The 20,152-nt window shown below is 52.6% G+C and carries 21 protein-coding genes and 4 tRNA genes; 11 read left to right on the top strand and 14 right to left on the bottom strand.

Annotated elements, in window-relative coordinates:
• Positions 1-55: 55 nt before the first annotated feature.
• The 3 genes from REH51_RS15445 to REH51_RS15435 form a co-directional block, all read right to left on the bottom strand.
• The gene (locus REH51_RS15445) at positions 56-1,726 is read right to left on the bottom strand and encodes an AMP-binding protein (RefSeq protein ID WP_498936243.1); all 1,671 of its coding nucleotides are present in this window, start codon (positions 1,724-1,726) and stop codon (positions 56-58) included.
• Between the two features lie 186 nt (positions 1,727-1,912).
• Entirely contained in the window at positions 1,913-2,698 is a 786-nt protein-coding gene (locus tag REH51_RS15440) for a class II glutamine amidotransferase (RefSeq protein WP_009722735.1), read from the bottom strand.
• A gap of 33 nt (positions 2,699-2,731) precedes the next feature.
• Positions 2,732-3,157, bottom strand: coding sequence for a hypothetical protein (locus tag REH51_RS15435; protein ID WP_009722734.1), 426 nt, complete (start codon positions 3,155-3,157; stop codon positions 2,732-2,734).
• A gap of 62 nt (positions 3,158-3,219) precedes the next feature.
• On the opposite strand from REH51_RS15435, the gene REH51_RS15430 reads away from it, so the two are divergent.
• A complete protein-coding gene (locus REH51_RS15430; protein WP_498936241.1) occupies positions 3,220-5,316 on the top strand; it encodes a S9 family peptidase in 2,097 nt (698 codons plus the stop codon).
• A 182-nt stretch (positions 5,317-5,498) separates the two neighbouring features.
• Positions 5,499-5,666 (top strand): hypothetical protein, encoded by a 168-nt coding sequence (locus tag REH51_RS15425; RefSeq protein WP_009722732.1) that lies wholly within the window; start codon positions 5,499-5,501, stop codon positions 5,664-5,666.
• 56 nt (positions 5,667-5,722) lie between these two features.
• Here REH51_RS15425 and REH51_RS15420 read toward each other — a convergent pair whose 3' ends face one another.
• The 8 genes from REH51_RS15420 to grxD all read right to left on the bottom strand — a co-directional run bounded on the left by REH51_RS15420 (position 5,723) and on the right by grxD (position 11,829).
• Positions 5,723-6,181, bottom strand: coding sequence for a YcgN family cysteine cluster protein (locus REH51_RS15420; RefSeq protein WP_009722731.1), 459 nt, complete (start codon positions 6,179-6,181; stop codon positions 5,723-5,725).
• A gap of 31 nt (positions 6,182-6,212) precedes the next feature.
• Positions 6,213-6,797, bottom strand: coding sequence for an acyl carrier protein phosphodiesterase (locus tag REH51_RS15415; RefSeq protein ID WP_009722730.1), 585 nt, complete (start codon positions 6,795-6,797; stop codon positions 6,213-6,215).
• Positions 6,798-6,821: 24 nt separating this feature from the next.
• On the bottom strand, positions 6,822-7,115 hold the full coding sequence (locus tag REH51_RS15410; RefSeq protein ID WP_009722729.1) for a YcgL domain-containing protein: 294 nt from the start codon (positions 7,113-7,115) through the stop codon (positions 6,822-6,824).
• Positions 7,115-8,224: a ribonuclease D gene (gene rnd / locus REH51_RS15405; RefSeq protein WP_498937759.1), complete on the bottom strand. Its 1,110-nt coding sequence runs from the start codon at positions 8,222-8,224 to the stop codon at positions 7,115-7,117. Before rnd ends, REH51_RS15410 begins: the two co-directional genes overlap by 1 nt.
• 73 nt (positions 8,225-8,297) lie before the next feature.
• Complete coding sequence (recR, locus tag REH51_RS15400; protein ID WP_009722727.1) at positions 8,298-8,903, bottom strand: recombination mediator RecR; 606 nt, start codon at positions 8,901-8,903, stop codon at positions 8,298-8,300.
• A 3-nt stretch (positions 8,904-8,906) separates the two neighbouring features.
• Positions 8,907-9,233 (bottom strand): YbaB/EbfC family nucleoid-associated protein, encoded by a 327-nt coding sequence (locus REH51_RS15395; protein ID WP_009722726.1) that lies wholly within the window; start codon positions 9,231-9,233, stop codon positions 8,907-8,909.
• A 55-nt stretch (positions 9,234-9,288) separates the two neighbouring features.
• Positions 9,289-11,346, bottom strand: a complete 2,058-nt coding sequence (gene dnaX, locus REH51_RS15390; RefSeq protein WP_498936239.1) for a DNA polymerase III subunit gamma/tau — start codon at positions 11,344-11,346, stop codon at positions 9,289-9,291.
• 132 nt (positions 11,347-11,478) lie between these two features.
• Entirely contained in the window at positions 11,479-11,829 is a 351-nt protein-coding gene (gene grxD, locus REH51_RS15385; RefSeq protein WP_009722723.1) for a Grx4 family monothiol glutaredoxin, read from the bottom strand.
• Between the two features lie 220 nt (positions 11,830-12,049).
• On the opposite strand from grxD, the gene argF reads away from it, so the two are divergent.
• On the top strand, positions 12,050-12,976 hold the full coding sequence (argF, locus tag REH51_RS15380) for an ornithine carbamoyltransferase (RefSeq protein ID WP_498936237.1): 927 nt from the start codon (positions 12,050-12,052) through the stop codon (positions 12,974-12,976).
• A 95-nt stretch (positions 12,977-13,071) separates the two neighbouring features.
• On the opposite strand, the gene REH51_RS15375 is transcribed toward argF, so the two are convergent.
• Positions 13,072-13,147: transfer RNA gene (locus tag REH51_RS15375), tRNA-Ala, on the bottom strand.
• A gap of 192 nt (positions 13,148-13,339) precedes the next feature.
• Here REH51_RS15375 and uvrY point away from each other — a divergent pair.
• From uvrY to nadB, 7 genes are all read left to right on the top strand, one after another.
• The gene (uvrY, locus tag REH51_RS15370; RefSeq protein ID WP_009722721.1) at positions 13,340-13,990 is read left to right on the top strand and encodes a UvrY/SirA/GacA family response regulator transcription factor; all 651 of its coding nucleotides are present in this window, start codon (positions 13,340-13,342) and stop codon (positions 13,988-13,990) included.
• 46 nt (positions 13,991-14,036) lie between these two features.
• The gene (gene uvrC / locus REH51_RS15365; RefSeq protein ID WP_498936235.1) at positions 14,037-15,851 is read left to right on the top strand and encodes an excinuclease ABC subunit UvrC; all 1,815 of its coding nucleotides are present in this window, start codon (positions 14,037-14,039) and stop codon (positions 15,849-15,851) included.
• Between the two features lie 97 nt (positions 15,852-15,948).
• On the top strand, positions 15,949-16,497 hold the full coding sequence (gene pgsA, locus REH51_RS15360; protein ID WP_009722719.1) for a CDP-diacylglycerol--glycerol-3-phosphate 3-phosphatidyltransferase: 549 nt from the start codon (positions 15,949-15,951) through the stop codon (positions 16,495-16,497).
• An 84-nt stretch (positions 16,498-16,581) separates the two neighbouring features.
• Positions 16,582-16,656, top strand: a tRNA-Gly gene (locus REH51_RS15355).
• 87 nt (positions 16,657-16,743) lie between these two features.
• A tRNA-Cys gene (locus REH51_RS15350) sits at positions 16,744-16,817 on the top strand.
• A 42-nt stretch (positions 16,818-16,859) separates the two neighbouring features.
• Positions 16,860-16,946, top strand: a tRNA-Leu gene (locus tag REH51_RS15345).
• Positions 16,947-17,245: 299 nt separating this feature from the next.
• Positions 17,246-18,883: an L-aspartate oxidase gene (gene nadB / locus REH51_RS15340; protein ID WP_009722718.1), complete on the top strand. Its 1,638-nt coding sequence runs from the start codon at positions 17,246-17,248 to the stop codon at positions 18,881-18,883.
• Here nadB and REH51_RS15335 read toward each other — a convergent pair.
• Complete coding sequence (locus REH51_RS15335) at positions 18,860-19,138, bottom strand: YgfX family protein (protein ID WP_009722717.1); 279 nt, start codon at positions 19,136-19,138, stop codon at positions 18,860-18,862. The genes nadB and REH51_RS15335 overlap by 24 nt on opposite strands.
• Before the next feature lie 79 nt (positions 19,139-19,217).
• Positions 19,218-19,511 carry an FAD assembly factor SdhE gene (locus tag REH51_RS15330; protein ID WP_009722716.1) on the bottom strand — a complete coding sequence of 98 codons (294 nt, stop codon included), beginning with the start codon at positions 19,509-19,511 and terminating at the stop codon, positions 19,218-19,220.
• 205 nt (positions 19,512-19,716) lie between these two features.
• Between REH51_RS15330 and REH51_RS15325 the strand changes: the two genes are divergently transcribed.
• The gene (locus REH51_RS15325) at positions 19,717-20,013 is read left to right on the top strand and encodes an integration host factor subunit beta (protein ID WP_009722715.1); all 297 of its coding nucleotides are present in this window, start codon (positions 19,717-19,719) and stop codon (positions 20,011-20,013) included.
• The last annotated feature ends 139 nt before the right edge of the window (positions 20,014-20,152 follow it).

The following is a 20,152-nucleotide window of genomic DNA, read 5'->3' as shown; positions in this document are numbered from 1 at the left end:
ACGCCTTCGCTAACAGGACGCCTAACAGCCGCCTGATAGCGAGTTCATCAAGCGCTTAAGCGTTGCTTGTTTCCTGATCGCGGAGCTGCCGGCGTAGCACCTTGCCAACGTTGGTTTTGGGAAGCTCATCACGGAACTCTACGTACTTCGGAACCTTATAGCCGGTTAGCTCTTTTTTGCACCACTTGCGCAGCGTCTCAGCATCTAACTCGCTGTTTTTGGAAACAACGAATAGCTTGATCGCTTCACCAGCATCTTCATCCGGCACGCCAACAGCCGCCGACTCCAACACATCTGGATGCGCTGCCACCACATCTTCTATTTCATTTGGATAGACATTAAAGCCAGATACTAAAATCATATCTTTTTTTCGATCAACGATTTTGATGTAGCCATCGTCCTGCAATATGGCGATGTCACCCGTGTGGAACCAGCCATTTTCATCAATGGAATTGCGTGTTTCATCTTCCCGCTGCCAGTACCCCTTCATCACCTGAGGCCCTTGCACGCAAAGTTCACCAGGCTCCCCCATCGCAACATCATTACCGTCTGCATCTATCACTTTCACAGCGGTACCTGCCACCGGTTTACCAATGGTGCCAAGCTGTATAGCGTTAGTGGGGTTAAAGCTAACAATGGGTGATGTTTCCGTCAGCCCGTAGCCCTCTGCAATCGGGCAACCTGTCGTTTCTCCCCAACGTTTAGCAGCCGCTTTGGTTAGCGCCATACCGCCCGAAATAGTCAGCTTCAGCTTCGAAAAATCGAGTTGCTTAAAGTCATCTCGGTTACACAGCGCGTTAAACAGCGTATTCAGACCAATAAACCCGGTAAACGGCAAGCCTTTAAGCTCTTTGACAAAGCTAGGTAAGTCGCGAGGATTGGTAATCAGTAGCGAGTGGTTGCCTGTTTCCATTAGGAACAAACAGTTAACGGTAAACGTATAGATGTGATAGACCGGCAATGGCGCGACTACTAACTCTTCGCCATCAGTCAAATGCTCACCGATAGCGGCACGCGCCTGGAGCATATTGGCCACTAGGTTCTGGTGAGTCAGCATCGCGCCTTTAGGCATACCTGTGGTGCCACCCGTGTATTGCAGTCCAGCCACATCATCCATGGTGCGTTGCACCTCGGTATGATTTAACGACGCACCTTTTTTCAGTGCATCGCGGAAGCCAACAGCGTTTGGTAACGAGTAGGCAGGCACCATCTTTTTAACGTGCTTAACAACGGCGTTAATTAGCCAACGCTTTGGCACATCGTGTAGGTCAGCAAGCTGGGTAACCAAGACGTGTTGGATATCCGTTTTATCCAACACTTTCTCAAGTTTGTCAGCCATATTGGCCAAAATAACAATGGCTTTGGCATTGGAGTCCTTAAACTGGTGCGCCATCTCCCGCTCGGTGTATAGCGGGTTGGTATTGACGACGACTAAGCCAGCCCTTAGTGCACCAAACACCGCAACAGGAAACTGCAGCACGTTAGGCAACTGAATGGCGATTCGGTCACCGGGAACCAAGTCAGTTTCATGCTGCAACCAGGCTGCAAAATTGGCAGACAGACGATCAAGGTCGGCAAATGTTAGGGTTTTGCCCATGCAGCTAAATGCAGGTTTGCTGGCAAAACGTTTAACCGCTGAATGAAAGACATCCGTGACTGAGTTGTACTGATCCAAGCCTTCAAGCGCTGGGCCACGTAGTACGTGGGCATTGGCGTGTTCGCTCATGGGCAATCTCCGCTATCCGTGTCGATATTTGACCGACCTTGTTATTGTTGCGTGACTAAGTAGCAAGCCTAAAAGAGCCAACCATATACGACAGGCAGCACGCTGTAAAACGATCGATTGAAACTGGCGTTTCAACTTTAGCTTAAGGCATAGCCCTGCTACTGTCGCTCACGCTGTGTCGTCATCCTATTTGCTATGACCGTAACTCGCGTTGATTTCTCCCTCGCGCCATACCAATAATTCGCCTGGGACCATTCGCTGCCACGCTTCATTTTGGGTAAGTGGTTCGGTAGCAATCACAGAGACAATATCGTTAGGCGTTGTATGTTCAATAAAATTAACCGTCAACTCTGCGTCAGATAGCTCTGCCTCACCAAAGGGTGCGCGGCGAGTAATATGAGCCAGTTTGGTCGAGCAGTAGCTGTATAAGTAAACGCCATCAGATAACAGTAGGTTAAAAACGCCTAGTCCGCGCAACTCTTCGCATAGCCCGTGTAACCGCTCCCACAATAATTCAGGAGACGCGGGCGGTGTGGGAAAGCAACGACGCAGCTCGCCCATTAGCCAGCAAAAAGCGTGTTCACTGTCTGTATTACCGACCGGGGTATACACACCTAATGGCAGCTGTTGCCAATCGCTCAGCTGGCCATTGTGGGCGTAGCACCAGGGACGCCCCCACATTTCACGAGTAAACGGATGCGTATTTGCCAGCCGCACACCGCCTACATTCGCTTGGCGAATATGGCTAATCACTACGTTGGACTTAATAGGATAGTCACAGATTAGGCGGGCAATTGGGGAGTCAACCGAGGGATGGGGGTCACGAAATTCACGATAACCGCCCTCCTCGTAAAACGCGATGCCCCACCCATCGCGATGAGGCCCAGTTCCCCCACCGCGGTGTAAAAAGCCGGAAAAACTGAAACAAATATCGGTAGGTACATTGGCGCTCATGCCTAGTAACTCACACATCGGCTAGCTCCATCATCGCGCCTTGTACACGCATTAGTTAATCACTGGTTCTCGGCGGCGAGTTGGCTGAGGGTCTTCTTCCTCAGGCTGACGTTGAGAAACATCGTCAAAAGGTTGCGGCCGGCGCCACCACCACAGAGCAACGCCAACACACGCACCTAAGGCAACGCCTAAAATTAACCACAGCAAGCCGCCACGTAGTGCACTAGTGCTATGCTCTAGAAAAGCAACCGCAGATACCATGGCAGCCGGTGCCCACCCTGAATAGAACTCTCCTTCCTCTATCAACGGCAAACGATAGCCTGCAGGCATCCACATGGCCCCCGCCACGCACCAGCTAATTATCAAACGCGGTAGACGAGGCAAACATGCCAGCGCAAAGTAGACAGCGACCAGCACTATCAGCGAAAGAGCGTAATAACTTAACCACAGCAGTGACATTGAGTCTTCAAACAGCATAATAACCCTCATGTGGGTGGAGACACCCGACGTTGATTTCCCGTCATGGTACCTATCAATTTATGAAAGCACAGCCTGGTATGCACGAAGGCTCGCCTGTCGCACATTATTATCGCGCTAATTCTCCAGAATGGCACTGGCTAGAAGAGCGTGAAGCGCCTGATGTAAGGTTTTTTTTAGAAGCCGCTAACCAACAGCACGATGAATGGTTTGCCCCCTTACGACCACTTTCCGAAACACTTTATCAAGGCCACTTAGCGCGCCGTGAGCTGGCGGTGACCAGCCTTAAGACAGCGCTTGACCACTTTACGTTCTGGAGTAACACCGCCGCCGAAGATGATTACTCCTGCTGGTGGCGTCACCCTAACGGCCAGCCTGATGCTCACGAGTGCTTTCTAGACGTACGTGACCGCGCCGCCGATCAGCCGTTTTATGACATGGGCGACATGGCACTTTCCCCCAATGAACAATGGCTCGCCTGGACGGAAGACACCCAGGGCGACGAACGCTTCACACTGTGGTTAAAGGCGTTACCCGACGGAAAACCGCAGCAACTACTAAGCGATATTGGCGCTAGCGTATGCTGGGCGGAGGATGAAACAACCAACGGTGCAACGCTGCTATTTACACGCTTTGATGATACCCAGCGCCCTGACTCTATCTGGCGGATGTGGATACCGTTTTCAACGCCAGAGCGCCTTGCTGAACCAACCTTAGTAATGCGTGAGAACGATCCGGAGTTCTGGATTGGGATTGGCAAAACACGCTCGAAAGCGTGGCTTTTGATTGAAAGCGGTTCGAAAGATACAACAGAAATTCATGCCGTGCCCGCAGATCAGCCCCACGCTTCACCGATGTGCCTGCATGCCCGCCAGGCAGGTGTTGAAGCGAGCATTGATCATCGCCCTGGTATGTTTTATCGCTTACAAAATTTCGCAGGCCCGCATTTTCAGCTCGACTTCACAAGCGAGGCTCAACACAGTAACTCTGCTCCAGAGTGGCAGGCGCTGATAGCTCACCGTGAGGACACTACCTTAGAAGGGGTTGATGCGTTTGACTGGGGACTAATCATTGCCGAGCGAAGCCATCATGAAGCCCAGGTTATGTTACGCCGCTTAGTGCTAGATAAAGACCACAACCTCACATTCGATAAACATATCGAACTGCCTGAAACACCCTGCTCACAGTTGCTGGAAGATTCGCCGCACTTCGATGCCAATACGGTGCATCTACGCGAAGAGTCGTTCACCCGTCCTCCCAGTTGGTATGCGCTAAATCTTGATAGCGGTGAACGCACGTTGCTCAAGCAAGTGCCCGTTTACGGCCAACTGCTGCCTGACCAGCTAGTTAGCCAGCGCATATGGGCAACCAGCGCTGACGGCGAACGTGTGCCGGTATCCATCGTCATGCGCGCCGATCTGATAGGCCAACCACTACCCACGCTGCTATATGGCTACGGAGCCTACGGCGAAGCGCTTGACCCTTGGTTCTCGATTGCTCGGCTTGAGCTACTGGAACGCGGCGCAGCCTTTGCGGTCGCCCACGTACGGGGTGGCGGCGAACGCGGTGAGCCGTGGTATCTAAATGGCAAAATGACTCATAAAGAGAACAGCTTTAACGATTTCTTAGCCGCCCGCGAGGCGTTAGTAGACAAAGGGTTTAGCCAACCAGAACGGATTGTGGCTTATGGAGCCAGTGCAGGTGGCTTGTTGGTTGGCACCTGCATCAATCGCGAACCTGAGGCGTTTTGCGCAGCGGTATTAGATGTGCCATTTCTGGATGTGCTCCGCACCATGCAGAACCCAGAGTTACCACTTACCACCGCCGAATATAGCGAGTGGGGCAATCCTGAAGACCCAGACGTCGCCGAGCGTATCGGTGGCTACTCACCTATCGACAACATAGGTTCCCAGCGCTATCCAGCGCTATGGATAGAGGGCAGCTGGTTTGATACTCGCGTCAGTTACTGGGAACCTGCCAAGTTCTATGCTCGCGTTACCCAGGCACAGCAGGGCAATGCTCCTGTGCTGCTTCATACCGACATGAGTAGCGGACACGGCGGTGCCTCAGGTAGGTTCAAAGCCTGGCGAGACACTGCTCGCCAAGACGCGTTTATCCTGTGGGCATTGGGATTAGCCCCCTTGGACGCGACAGACTAACCTCAATAGCGCTACTTCAAGAAACAGCAGAAGGCTCCTAGATAACAAAAAAGCAGCGTCCAGACGCTGCTTTTTTGTATAAAAATCACTTTATGGAAATGCTTTCCATAAAGTGATTTTTACGCCATACTAACCATAAGTTTTATAGACAAACGTCTAACCCGCAAACCTAGGAGCAAACCATGAGCTATCAGGAACAGTTTCCAACGATTTGGGATACGCCGCTAAAAGCAACAGCGGCACCCCATCAATCGACCACGCGTGAAACTAAAGCAAAGCCCCAACCCTCTCAGCTTAAAGAAGCGTTTTTAACCATTTGGGATAGCACAAAAAGCAAAACCGCCAGCTAACGTTATTACCATTAGCCAGCGGTTATTAAGCGCGCCAGGGAGGGCTACTGTCAGATTTAGGACATCGGTAATACAGCAATAATATGCTCTTCCAGTAAGCGTTCAGGCACATCGTCCTGAGAAACCGCAAAATTTCTCACGCTTACGCCCTTCCGGTGAACGCGCTCAGCATCGTTACTCAGCAGCGGATGCCACCCTGCTAGCTTGCGTCCTTCGGCAACACGCCGATAGCCACATGTGTGTGGCAGCCAAGTAAACTCTTTGACTAACTCAGGCGTTAGTTGGGTACAGTCAGGTACGCTATCAAAGCGATTTTCATAGTCACTGCACTGGCAACTGTGGATATCAAGCAACCGGCAGGCAACGTTAAGAACCGCCAATTCTTGCGTTTCATCGTCGTGGAGCTTCAACAAGCAACATTGGCCGCAGCCGTCGCATAGCGCCTCCCACTCTTGAAGTGTTAGTTCCTCCAGTGAGTATTTTTCCCAAAAGCGCTCACGCATGGCGGTTACCATCATTGATTCCCTCTACTTGCAACATTTCGGGCTAACGCCCACCACCCACAGTACCACCGCTGCTAGTTAGCGTGTCACGACACTCCTGCCATAGCACGGTGAAGTCGGCTGCTAAGCATGGATAGTCTTCGTAAAGCCAAGGCACTAACTCTGCCAAGCGATTAGGCCCTGATAGCCGCTGACCAACGCCAGCTACTGCACGACAGGTAAAGTCAAAGTCAGCGTAACGGTGCAACCAGTCATGCTTAACCATCAGCGGCATCATCGTAGACAGCCGCTGCGGCGCAGGCCAAGCCTGTAACAACTGGTAGCAGCGTTCGATTAACTGGTGCTGCTGCTCTCCCGCCTGTTGACGAGCAAGAAAATGATCCCACACAATATCTAACGCGATACCGACATAACGCCGTTGGGCGCTTGGCGCGCGCCGCTTTGCCTCTAAAACGTTAGGGTGCCGATCAATCCAGGCGTCCACACGGCGATGATGACGTATGCCACTAGCAACATCTGGCGACCAAGCCGTTAAGTCTTGCCCCTTCACACCGTCAGCAATCAGATTTCCATAGAGAAACTCATCACTGCCAGGATGGGCAAGCCAAGCATGGGCAAGAAAATTCATCGCAAAGCGTTCATGGCAAAACGTTCATTCGCGGTTAGCCGCCTGCGCACGATGAACATCCAGCAAATAGGCTTCTTTCGCAGGCGGCATTTGCAGGTAAAAGCCTTGCTCTTGGATGGCAGCCATCACATCCGTTGCATTCACCCGAGCCAGCTTTTTATCGGCGGTCAATATCATTGTCAGCACCGGCACTGGTTTACCGAAAGTGTCCATCAATGCGTCGGGCACGGATGACAACCCTTTCTGCTTATCTATGTAGAGATACATCTCGTCTTTGCGTGAGCTTTTTAAAATCTCACAAAGCAGTTTCTCGCTCATTACGATAACTCCTCAAGCGCCTGATGAATTTCTTGAGCTAAGTAAGTATGGCGCCAACCGCCAGGAGTGGTTAATGGCTGGTTAGCGAGCCGCTGCATCACAAGCGCCTCAATATCTCGACGCCGTAGTAACATCTCGGGCGCTATTTGCAGCTCAGCCGCCTTCTCAGTCACTACTTTTTTCAGTGCTTTAAAACGCCGCTTAAACGCTGGGTGCATCGGGTCTGGCCAGCGCTCAGGCAGATCATCTTCGGGGCAATGCTGAGCCTGCTTCACCAGCGCCAGCAACGTGTCGCCTTCTTTTTTAACCAGCGGCGGCTTGACCCCTTCAATCTCTGCTAGCTCATAACGATTTTTAGGCATTTTTTCTGCCACCGCGAACAGTAACTTATCGCTGACCAACCAATTACGCGGCAAATCCCGGTGGCGGGTTTCGCCTTCACGCCAAATAGTCATTAAACGGTAGGCTTCAAGTTGACGGGGGTTAAGGCGCCACAACTGCCGCTGGCGTGTATACCATTGGCCGTCGCTCTCGACACTGCGGCCTGCCTGCTCGATAAGGCTGGGGCACTCATCGTTAAGCCATTCACGCCGCCCCAGTTGCTCAAGCTTTTCCGCTTGAAAACCCCAAACTTTCAGCAAATAGATAACATCTAACGCCGCATATTCACATTGGGAGAGCGTTAAGGGGCGCTCTAACCAGTTGGAGCGCGTCTCCTCTTTAGGCAGCGTTTCCCCCATCCAGTGCTCTACCAGTTTTTGATAGCCCATGCCCGGTGTTTCACCCAAGAAAGCCTGCGCCACTTGTGTATCTATAAGCGGCGTTGGCAATACGCCGGCCCAATGCTGGAAAACCTCGAGGTCTTCGCTGCAGGCATGAAGTAGTTTGATGGCACTATTTTGCAACAAATCACGAAAAGAAGCAGTGCAAGGTGTGCTCAACGGATCAACTAAATACGCCATGTCACCGGTCGTGAACTGAATAAGCGCAGGTACTGGAAAAAACGTGTTTTCACGGAAAAATTCAGTGTCTAGGGCAATCACACGGGCACCGGCGACTTGCTCGCAAGCAGCATCTAAGGCGTCGGCACTATCAATCCATTGATACATCGAGGGGGCTAAAGAGGACAAAGCAAACTTCCGGGTTGGCACAATCGCAAAAGCGCTTGCGTTTTTATAAGAGTCAATCGCTGGCGAAAGGCTGGCGACCATTAAAGGCGCGACTTAGCGTACCACCGTCTACATACTCAAGCTCTCCTCCCATGGGCACACCATAGGCGAGTCGAGAAAAAGAGACACCGTAGTGAGCAAGTTGGGCGGCAATGAAGTGCGCAGTCGCTTCGCCTTCCACGGTGGGATTAGTGGCAAGCACCACTTCACGTATATTGCCTTCCGCAATGCGGCTTTCCAGAAGATCCAGGCCAATAGCATCGGGGCCAATGCCATCCAGCGGAGAAAGATGACCATGCAATACAAAATAACGCCCCTGAAAGCCACCGGCCTCTTCAATAGCAAGCTGATCAGCAGGCGACTCAACAACACACAGGAGCGAATCATCACGGCGAGTACTTTCGCACAACGCGCAAACATCCGCTTCGGTCAACGTACGGCAGCGCTGGCAATAACCGACTTCTTCGATGGCCTGCTGAATCACCGCTGCCAACCGCTGCCCGCCTGGGCGCTCACGTTCCAACAAATGCATGGCCATGCGTTGGGCCGTTTTTGGCCCAACGCCTGGCAGCACGCGGAAGGCGTCCATTAGTTGCTCAACAAGCGGGGAAAAGCGCATGGATTAGAACGGCATCTTAAAGCCGGGCGGCAAGTTTAAGCCTGCCGTCGCTTCTTCCATCTTCGCTTTAGAGTTTGCTTCCACTTTGCGAACAGCGTCATTCACGGCAGCAGCGAGCAGATCTTCCAAAAGCTCTTTGTCTTCTTCGAGAACACTGGGGTCAATGGTGACATTGGTGACATCATGGCGACCATTCATGGTGATTTTCACCATACCGGCACCCGCTTCGCCATGTACTTCCGCTTTCGCAGCTTCTTCTTGAACCTGCTGCATCTTCTCCTGCATTTCTTGGGCTTGCTTCATTATGTTGCCCATTCCACCTTTAAACATGCGGTTATCTCCTGAAGGATCAAAAATATAAGCATCGCGAGTCAATCATCAACGACTAAGAACGTTTGTCAGACGTGGGTTTAACGGTTGACTCAATGAGAGTAGCCCCAAATGCCTGCTGCAGCTTCTGTATATTGGGGTCGCGGTGTAATAGATCAACAGCCAACGAGTGACGCTCTTGCTGCTGACGCTCTTCCTGCTGGCGAGGCGTTTCAATATCAGACGCTAAGTCAGCTACCGTAAACTCAATACGCCGAGGCAGCCCATAACTACTTAGCGCACGCTCAATACGGCCATTGTGAACATCGGCCTGCATAGCGGATTGGCCAGGGTCAAGACGCAGCACCACCGTGTGGCCATCATCACTTTCAAGCTGACAGTGCGCTGCCAAATTGCGGGTAAGGCCGCCTAACCCAAGGGCACTGAAGCATGCCAGCCACCCAGCATGATCCAGACGATCGCCAGAAGCACCCTGGCGGCTGGCAACATTAACAGGCACATCAGCGGAAACTGGCTCTGGCTCTGGCTCTGGCTCTGGCTCTGGCTCTGGCTCTGGCTCTGGCTCTGGCTCTGGCTCTGGCTCTGGCTCTGGCTCTGGCTCTGGCTCTGGCTCTGGCTCTGGCTCTGGCTCTGGCGAGAGCATAGCCGCACTCTCCACCTCATCAAGCGACCACGGCGGTGCTTGCTGTTCTAATGAGGCATCTAGCGCGCTGGATGCCTCATTCGTGACTGGCTCAACACTCGCCTGCACTGCGGCTGAGTCAGGCGCTTCTACCTGATTGCTCGGCAGTGCAGGCTCAGGCTTTTTTGTCGTTGGCTCATGAGCAGAGGCTGATTCAGACACGCTGCTATTATCAGATGCAGATACCTGAGAAATTGATTCATGAGAGACAGGTTCATGAGAGACAGGTTCATGAGAGTTAGGCTCATGAGGCACCGCTTCTTGAGATGCAGCGTTACTGGGAGATTCGCGGCGCAGTGGAAGCGGTGTGGCAGGAGGCTTTGGCACTCCCTGGGGGCGAAACGCCAGCATACGCAGCAACGTCATTTCCAGCGCACTGCGCAGATCAGGAGCGTGCACCATATCACCACGCCCCTGGATACCAATCTGATAATAAAGCTGAATATCCTCAGCAGTAAAACGGCTCGCTAACTGTTGAATAAGCGCTCGATCACCGTGGCTGTTATCCACAGCATCAGGCACCATCTGCGCCACCGCCAAGCGATGCAAAACCGCGCTTAACTCGTCCAGTACTGCTGCAAAATCAGGCCCCTGCTCCGATAGCTGGGCAACCTCGGCTAGCAGCCGTTGAACGTCCACATCAGCCAATGCTTCTACCAGCGCCAACACGTGGCGATGGTCCAAGGTACCGAGCATGGCAGCGACATCTGCATGGCGAATCGCACCTTGGCCAAAGGCAATGGCTTGATCGGTCAGGCTCATCGCATCACGCATAGAACCTTCCGCGGCCTTACCTAACAGCCACAAAGCGCTCTCATCATACGCAACACCTTCCTCACCCAGTACATAGGTTAGGTGCTCTACCACCCGCTCAGGGGGCATATGCTTAAGCGTGAATTGCAGACAGCGGGATAGTACGGTGGCAGGCAATTTCTGCGGATCTGTGGTGGCCAACAGAAATTTCACGTGGGGCGGCGGCTCTTCCAACGTTTTAAGCAGCGCATTAAAACTACTGGTCGACAACATGTGCACCTCGTCAATCAGGTACACCTTATAGCGCCCTTGCGTAGGCGCGTACTGCACGTTATCGAGCAGCTCACGGGTATCTTCAACCTTGGTACGCGAAGCGGCATCAACCTCGATCAAGTCAACGAAACGCCCTTCGTCAATCGCGCGACAGCTGTCGCACTGACCGCAAGGCGTCGAGGTGATACCTTCATCACCACGGCCATTTGCGGTGCAGTTAAGGCATTTGGCAAGGATACGCGCAAGCGTGGTCTTGCCCACGCCTCGGGTACCCGTAAATAGGTAGGCATGGTGTAAACGGCCTTGGTCGAGGGCATTGACCAAGGCGCGCTGAACATGGGCCTGGCCCACGAGCTCGTGGAATGTACGCGGCCGCCATTTGCGGGCCAGAACCTGATAGCTCATTGAGCACTACTTCCTTTGGCGGGCTAACTGTCGATGCGAAAAGACACCATTCTAGCGGCTGCGCTGCAGCCCGCCAACCGCTTGGCCCAAGACCAGCAGCCCACTAGACCAAGCGGTATAGGGCATTAAACGTTATGCGTTATCGCCACTCTCAGCAGCTCCGGCACGTTGGGCAGCTTCTTTAATCAGCTTCTCAAGTTCACCGCTCTGATGCATCTCGATCACGATGTCGCAGCCACCCACCAGTTCGCCTTCCACCCAAAGCTGCGGAAAGGTGGGCCAGTTAGCAATTTTCGGCAGTTCAGCGCGGATATCTGGATTATCCAGCACGTTAACAAAGGCAAAACGCTCACCGCAGCCCATCAGCGCCTGCACCGTTTGTGCAGAAAAACCACACTGCGGCAACTGAGGTGTACCTTTCATGTAGATAAGAATGGGGTTTTCACTAATTTGGCGCTGAATATTTTCGGCAGTCGTGCTCATGATGTGCTCCTAAAACAAGTGATGTTATCTAGCCAGTTTACGCAATTCGTTAACTCGCTTTAACCCTTCAGCCGAAGATTACCTTTTGTTGCTGTGCAAGCTAATACTTGAGCAAACTACTCGGCCTTATCGTGTGGGACGTCATTCTACGCATGCCGAGCGCGTTGCGCATCCCCCGCGGCATCGCTAGGATAGTGTTTTTGCGCGGAGAGATATCATCATGGCGACACGCCATTTCTTAACCTTGCTGGATTTAACCCCAGATGAGCTGGCGTACCTGATTCAGCGTGCCATTAAGATCAAAACCGAGCTCAAGGCTAACGGCCCTGTTTACACGCCGCTGCCTAATCGCACGCTAGCGATGATTTTTGAGAAATCATCCACCCGCACACGGGTATCATTTGAAACCGGCATGGCACAGTTCGGCGGTCACGCGCTTTTTCTCCCCCCCCGCGACACTCAGTTAGGACGCGGCGAACCGATTGAAGACACTGCCCGCGTGCTGTCCGAAATGGTCGATGCAGTGATGATCCGCACCTTTTCACACGCAGGTTTGGAAACCTACGCCAGCGCTAGCAGCGTGCCCGTCATTAACGCCTTAAGTGACGACTATCACCCCTGCCAACTGCTGGCTGATGTGATGACCTGGACCGAGCTGCGCGGCAGCGTGAAAGGACGTACTGCCGTTTGGGTTGGGGATGGCAATAATATGTGCCACTCCTGGATTAACGCCGCTCGCCAGTTTGGTTTCCAACTGCGCGTTTGCTGCCCGAAAGGATATGAGCCTCGTGCTGACATTATGGAAGCCGCTGGGGACTGCGTAACGTTGCTTCACGACCCTCACGAGGCGGCTAAAGGCGCCGACTTGATCACTACGGATGTATGGGCATCCATGGGGCAGGAAGAAGAACAGGCTAAGCGCGAAGCAGATTTTGCAGACTTCCAGGTGACCGAAGCGATGCTTGATAGCGCACAACCTGATGTGCTTTTCCTGCACTGCTTGCCCGCCCACCGCGGCGAAGAGATTAGCCACTCCCTGCTCGACGACCCCCGTGCCGTCGTATGGCAAGAAGCGGGGAACCGCCTACATGCACAAAAGGCGCTAATCGAGTTTTTACTGCTTGGTAAAATCGCCGACGACGAGTAGCACCTGATAGCACAGGCTTTCAATTGATAAGTTATTAGTATAAAAAACGCCCCGCTACTTAGTAACGGGGCGTTTTTTTGGATTCTTCTGTAAAATGGTGGAGCCTAGCGGGATCGAACCGCTGACCTCAACACTGCCAGTGTTGCGCTCTCCCAGCTGAGCTAAGGCCCCACGTTTTTTACACAGCTCTTTTAAATCACTCTTAGAGCAGCGCCAAGATACTACGCTAGTAATTTGCTTAGCGTCAAGCTAATGATGAACAACTATCAACTAAATTCTCCTTTGGTTAGAGCTGTGGCACTCTATGTCATGCAACGCGGCTTTCCCCCACCACTACGATGATTCCATGCAGGAGCCAGCACCTTGATCAAAGTTTTAATCGCCGATGATCATCACCTGGTGAGAACCAGTATTGCTCACCTGCTAAACCAAGAGTGCGATATAAAAGTCGTAGGCGAGGTCGACGATGGCGAAAGCGCCGTGACTCAATGCCGTCGCTTAAAGCCTGACATTGTCGTGATGGATATTCGCATGCCCGGCATCGGAGGGCTTGAAGCTACTCGCCGTATTCATAGAACAATGGAAGACGTCAAAGTACTCATATTAACCGCCCACATGGAAGATAGTGCGTTACGACTCATGCTGGAAGCGGGTGCGATTGGCTTTCTTAGCAAAGGGGCCGACACAACGGAAATGACCGATGCTATTCGTCAAGTCTTTCACGGAAGGCGCTATGTCAGTAAAGAGATCGCTCAACGATTGGCACTTTCCCGCTTTTCTGACGAAGATAACCCTTTTAGTCGCCTGTCACGCCGCGAACTACAAATCGCTCTTATGATTGTTAACTGCGAGCGCGTCCAAGTAATCTCAGACCGTTTACACATCAGCCCAAAAACGGTTAACGCTTACCGCTATCGGCTATTTGACAAACTAGAGGTTGCTACCGATGTGGAGCTTACCCACTTGGCACTGCGCCACGGTTTAGTCGAGGGCTTTGACGCCATGCTGGGATAGACCTACCATCGCAGCTTCTGTTGCCTAGAAGCGCCGATACCCAGCCATGACTTTTGATGCCAAGCAATTTTTAAGCTCTGTCAGTACCTCGCCGGGTGTTTATAGGATGCTCGACGAGCACAGCAACACCTTATATGTCGGGAAAGCCAAGCGCCTGAAAGCTCGACTTTCCAGTTATTTCCGTGGTCAGCTTAATACCAAAACCCAGGCGATGGTGGCGCGGATTGCTGATATCCAAATTACCGTCACCCGTAGCGAAACTGAAGCACTGCTGCTAGAGCAGACGCTCATAAAAGAACTGCGCCCGCCATATAACATTCTGTTAAGAGACGACAAGTCCTACCCTTTCGTATTTGTGACCGATCGACACGCTTACCCTGCGCTTGAATACAAGCGTGCGCGACAGCGTAGAGGAGATGGCCGTTATTTAGGCCCTTACCCAAGTAGCGGGGCGGTGAAAGAAAGCCTAGCGCTGATGCAGAAAATCTTTCGCATACGTAACTGTGAAGATAGTGTATTTGCCCACCGCTCTCGCCCGTGCCTGCAATACCAAATTCAGCGCTGTAGCGCGCCTTGCGTCGACTACATTTCAGAAGCGGATTATCGCCGCGATGTTGAGCATGCAGTGATGTGCCTTGAAGGCAAAAGCGAGCATGTCACCCAGCTTCTTAGCGAGGAGATGGAAACGGCCAGCCGCGCTTTGAACTTTGAAGAAGCGGCAAGGCTACGTGACCAAATACAGCAACTACGTCAGCTACAGCAACGCCAGTTTGTCGATAATGAAAGCGGTGATGCCGACGTTTTTGCGCTGGCCCAGCGCCCTGGTGCGCTAGGTGTATCAATACTTAGCGTTCGCGACGGCCGCTTACTGGGCGCTCGCCATCACACGCCTAAAAACGACCTGGACCTGCCGCCTGATATGCTGCTGACAGAGGTCGTTAGCCAATACTATTTCGGCCAGCCTCACAACGTGCCAAGCGAAGTGATTACCAGCCATGCACTTGATGATAGCCCGCTGATTGCTGAAGCACTTTCCCAGCAAGCGGGCAAACGCGTTCGCGTCACCAGCCAAGTTCGAGGCCATCGCGCGCAGTGGCAGCCCCTAGCCATGACTAACGCCGAGCAACAGCTTGCTTCGCAGCTGGCTAACAAAACCCAGCTTACACAGCGCTTTGAAGCACTTCAAAAAGCACTCTCGATGGAGAAAATGCCCGAACGCCTGGAGTGTTTTGACATTAGCCACAGCCATGGAGAAGCAACCGTTGCTTCCTGCGTGGTATTTGATCATCAGGGCCCTCGCAAAAGCGATTATCGCCACTTCCGCATCGAAGGCGTCGCCGCAGGCGACGACTATGCAGCCATGCAACAAGCACTAACACGGCGCCTTAAACGGGTAAAAAGTGGCGAGGCAGTGGCCCCTGATATTTTGATCGTCGATGGTGGCAAAGGTCAGCTAAACATGGCTCGTGGCGTGTTAACCGAACTAGCCGTTACCGATATAATTTTGCTTGGCGTTGCTAAAGGCTCCACCCGCAAAGCAGGCCTGGAAACACTCTTCCTGGAAAGCACTGACAACCCTTTACCCCTTGACCCCGCTTCACCAGCATTACATCTGATTCAGCATATTCGCGATGAATCTCACCGTTTTGCTATTGCGGGCCACCGAGCCCAACGTGACAAAGCGCGCCGCACCTCAACGCTGCAAGACATTCCCGGCATAGGCCCTAAAAGGCGGCGCGAACTATTACGTTTCTTCGGCGGTTTGCAGGGCGTTCAGAAGGCCAGCCGCGATGAGTTGTCACGCGTTCCTGGTATTAATGCGTCGCTCGCCGAGACAATTTACCAATCTCTAAATGGATAAACCTGCTGTTAACATGGATGCCAAGCACCAAGGGGGATAGAATGGCCCCCACTACACTTCGTCTTCCATGATTCTCCGGCAAGGATCGCGCCCTGCGATGAACATACCCAACATACTTACTCTGGCAAGAATCGTTTTCATTCCATTGTTGGTAGTGCTTTTTTACCTACCTTTCAACTGGAGCATGCCAGTCGCTGCAGGCTTATTTGCCTTGGCATCCATCACCGACTGGCTAGATGGCTACTTAGCTCGCCGCTGGAATCAATCAACGCCGTTTGGCGCGTTTCTCGATCCTGTGGCTGACAAGTTGATGGTCGCCGTTGCACTGGCGCTTCTCATTGAGCGCTTTGACACACTGGTATTAACATTGCCCGCACTGGTTATTATTGGCCGCGAAATCGTTATTTCAGCCTTGCGTGAGTGGATGGCCGAGATGGGCAAGCGGGGCATGGTGGCGGTCTCCTGGATTGGTAAGCTTAAAACAACGCTGCAGATGGTTGCTTTGCTTATACTCCTGGCATTCCCCCCCGGGCATGAGCTTGCGATAATTGGCGTCGTTGTTCTTTACGCTGCGGCCATTCTTACGCTGTGGTCGATGGCGCAGTACCTTAAAGCGGCTTGGCCTCACTTGAGCCGTTCAATGTGACCATCTCTCTACACGACTGAACCTTCAGACAAATTCATTAATTGACAAGCTCGTAGCGATGCGTATAATTCGCCCTCGAGTCGAGCGGGAATAGCTCAGTGGTAGAGCATCGCCTTGCCAAGGCGAGGGTCGGGAGTTCGAATCTCCTTTCCCGCTCCAGCTTGGATAGCGTGATAAAGCAATAGAGGGTCGTGAGCTGGAACGCCAGTCCGATCGAATCTACTTTCTCGCTCCAACGACTTGTAAGGCTGGATGGCAGAGTGGTTATGCAGCGGACTGCAACTCCGTGTACGCCGGTTCGATTCCGACTCCAGCCTCCATTTTAAGTGTGGCGATGAATAGCAATATTCCTGCGATACACTGCCCGGATGGCGAAATTGGTAGACGCAAGAGACTTAAAATCTCTCGGAGGTAACTCCGTGCCGGTTCAAGTCCGGCTCCGGGCACCACATTATTACCAGCACTTCTCCCCTTCTTTGTAGTCAATAGCAATCTCCCTCGTCGCCTTCAAAGCGCTTAAAAGCGTTTCTTGTGTTTTTAATGGCCTACTTTTATTTCACTTACCAGCTTGATCCCTACACATCGGATCATGGCGCTTAGCTGCTATCTATAGGCACTGAAAGCAATTTTCCACATGCACTCATCGCCAAGCGACAGCAGTCACGCTATGATGCCTTCCTCTGCTGTTTGCAGCGTGTAAAGCGTTTAGCACCTACCGCGTTTGAATGTGAAAAGAGGAACCGGCCCCATGAGCACGCCAACATCCGACGTACTTATCATCGGCGGCGGCGTCGCCGGCCTAACCTTAGCCCTTGAAGTTGCTGACCATCTTTCGGTCACCCTAGTCAGGCCTGCCCTGGATGATCAGGGAGCCAGCCGATGGGCTCAAGGTGGGATAGCAGCCGTACTCTCACCAGACGATGATCTAGACGCGCATGTACGAGATACGCTCATCGCTGGCGATGGCCTCTGTGATGAAGACGCTGTTCGATTTACAGTGACTAACGGCCCGGACGCCATCCAGTGGTTAATCGACAACGGCGTCCCCTTTACACCGGATCCAGACCCGAGCGCCCGCTACCCTTATCACTTAACACGGGAAGGCGGCCACAACGCACGCCGCATTATTCATGCTGACGATGCAACTGGACGCGCGGTAGTCGATACGCTGTACGAAAAAGTCACTTCTCACCCCAATATTACTCAGCGCAGTGACTTAACCATCCTGCACTTAATCAGCGATGCCACAGGCCGCTGTATTGGCGCGGAAGGCGTAGATCAACAGCAGCATCAACAAACACTGCTTGCCAAGCACATCGTACTAGCAACAGGCGGTGCAAGTGGCCTTTATCGACACACCACCACCCCATCGCCAAGCAGCGGGGAAGGCATGGTGATGGCTGCTGAACTGGGCGCAAAACTGATGAATCTTGAGTTTCAGCAGTTTCATCCTACCTGCCTGTTTGACCCAGAAGGACCTGCTTTTTTAATTAGCGAAGCCGTACGAGGAGAAGGCGGGCATCTGCTGAATGAGGCCGGCCACCGGTTTATGCCTGATATCGATTCTCGCGCTGAGTTGGCCCCCAGAGACGTCGTTGCCCGGGCAATCGACTCGCAAATTCAGCAAAGCAGCCGTGGGCATGTGTGGCTAGACATCAGCCACCTTGGAGAAGCGGCTATTCATCACCACTTCCCGACTATCTTGGCACACTGTGCCTCTCGGGGAATTGATATAACTCGCCAACCGATTCCAGTAGTACCTGCCGCTCATTACAGTTGTGGCGGTGTCGCCACGGACCATCACGGTGCAACCCACGTCACCAACCTCTACGCGATTGGTGAGATTGCTTACACGGGACTTCATGGCGCAAATCGCATGGCCAGTAACTCCTTATTAGAGTGCCTGGTATACGCCAGAAGCTGTGCAAAGCATTTGCTAACACCGGAAAAGCAGGCACAGCCATCACCAGCACCGCCTGAATGGCTGCTGGACGATAGCCCCGATGCAATGCCGCTGGATTCATCCATTTTTTTGGAAGCCCTGGCTAGCGTGCGTAGCGAAATGCGCGCCACTATGAGCCAATATGTTTCAATTGTCCGTAGCAATCAGGGGCTAAGTATCGCTCGCAATCAACTGAACGAACTTGAGAAACAGCTCAACGACATTCTTGGCGGCGGCCATGAGAAAACCGCTAGAAAGCGCAGACACCCTGAAAGCGTGCGTCTGCAACAAGCACTCTGGCTTGCAAAGTTGACGGTATTTGCGGCACTCCAGAGGCATGAGTCACGTGGGTTGCATTACTCTATCGACTGGCCTGAGCACCAGCAAAATACTGCAGTTTCTGAGGTGTCACTTGATCAGCTATCGCCCAGGGCGATGGCATAAACGCCGCAGCGCCCGCTGACTGTGAGCTGGCAAACTGTCTGGCCATAGCCAAAGCCGCTGCGGCCCAACATGAAGCCCGATTAACCAAGGGCCAACGTAATCAGCTTTAACAGGCTGTTCATTTTCAAGTTCACCATCGCCCGATAACCACTGAGCACTTAGTTGATAACCACTTTTTATAACCCTCAACTCACCCGCAGGTTGATAGCGATACTCTCGGCTTAGCAGCAGTATCGCTACTAATGCCGCAAGCATCGCTATCCATGGGCTAATAAGCCACGCCGCAATAGCACACAACCCGAATGCCAACGATGCGTGGAAAGCGCATTGGATTTTAGAGCGTACGATAAGCAGAGTTATCGGTATTTTCTGCATGCTCTACAATCATCTGCACGATGCGCTTTAACGATGGCTCCTCGGGCCATTCACGACGCATCAGCCATCCAAAGAGATCCTGATCCTCTTCCTCGATTAAACGCTGATAGGCTAACTGTTCATCTTCACTCAGCTCATCAAAGCGGTGCTCAAGAAACGGAATCAGCAGCAGGTCAAGCTCCCACATGCCACGGCGAGAGTGCCAATAAAGCCGTTTACGCAATATGGCTGCAGGGGAAGTATCGTCGTTCAACGTCAGCCTCTCCAGTTACAAAATGAGTCGCCAGTATACCTAAGCCACAGGGTCGCGCCAGCGCCTCACTTCGCCTATGCTGATATTCATTCTAGTACCTTGTTTTATCTGAATTGTTTTATGCTGTTATGCGCAGTATGCTGACTCTGTTGTTATCGAGGTCGCAAGCGTGTCACGGCCTTTAAAGTTCGCAGGGAGCCAACCGATGACCAAATCTGAATTAATCGAACAAATTGCGATGCGTCAACCGGAGCTATCCGCCAAAGAAGTAGAAACGGCGGTGCGTATTATTTTAGACGATATGACCGATGCGCTTGCTAGTGGGGGACGGGTTGAGATCCGAGGGTTCGGCAGCTTTTCGCTACACTACCGAGAGCCTCGTGTCGGGCGCAACCCCAAAACAGGAGACCCGGTCGACTTGGACGGCAAGTACGTACCGCACTTCAAACCTGGCAAAGAGTTGCGCGAGCAGGTAGATGCAAGCCGTGCACTCGGCTATTAATGAGCTAACCGAGGCTACACGACCACGGCGTCTTCAATAGCAAGATTAAAATGATCTGGTTATCCGACTTTATGCGGGATGACGCCGCGCCACGACTCATACACAATAGAGCCATTATGAATGTCACTGACTAGGAAAC

Source organism: Halomonas bluephagenesis (genome assembly GCF_054790765.1).
The sequence above is the reverse complement of the archived record's forward strand: the minus strand, read 5'-3'. Positions and strand labels throughout refer to the sequence as shown.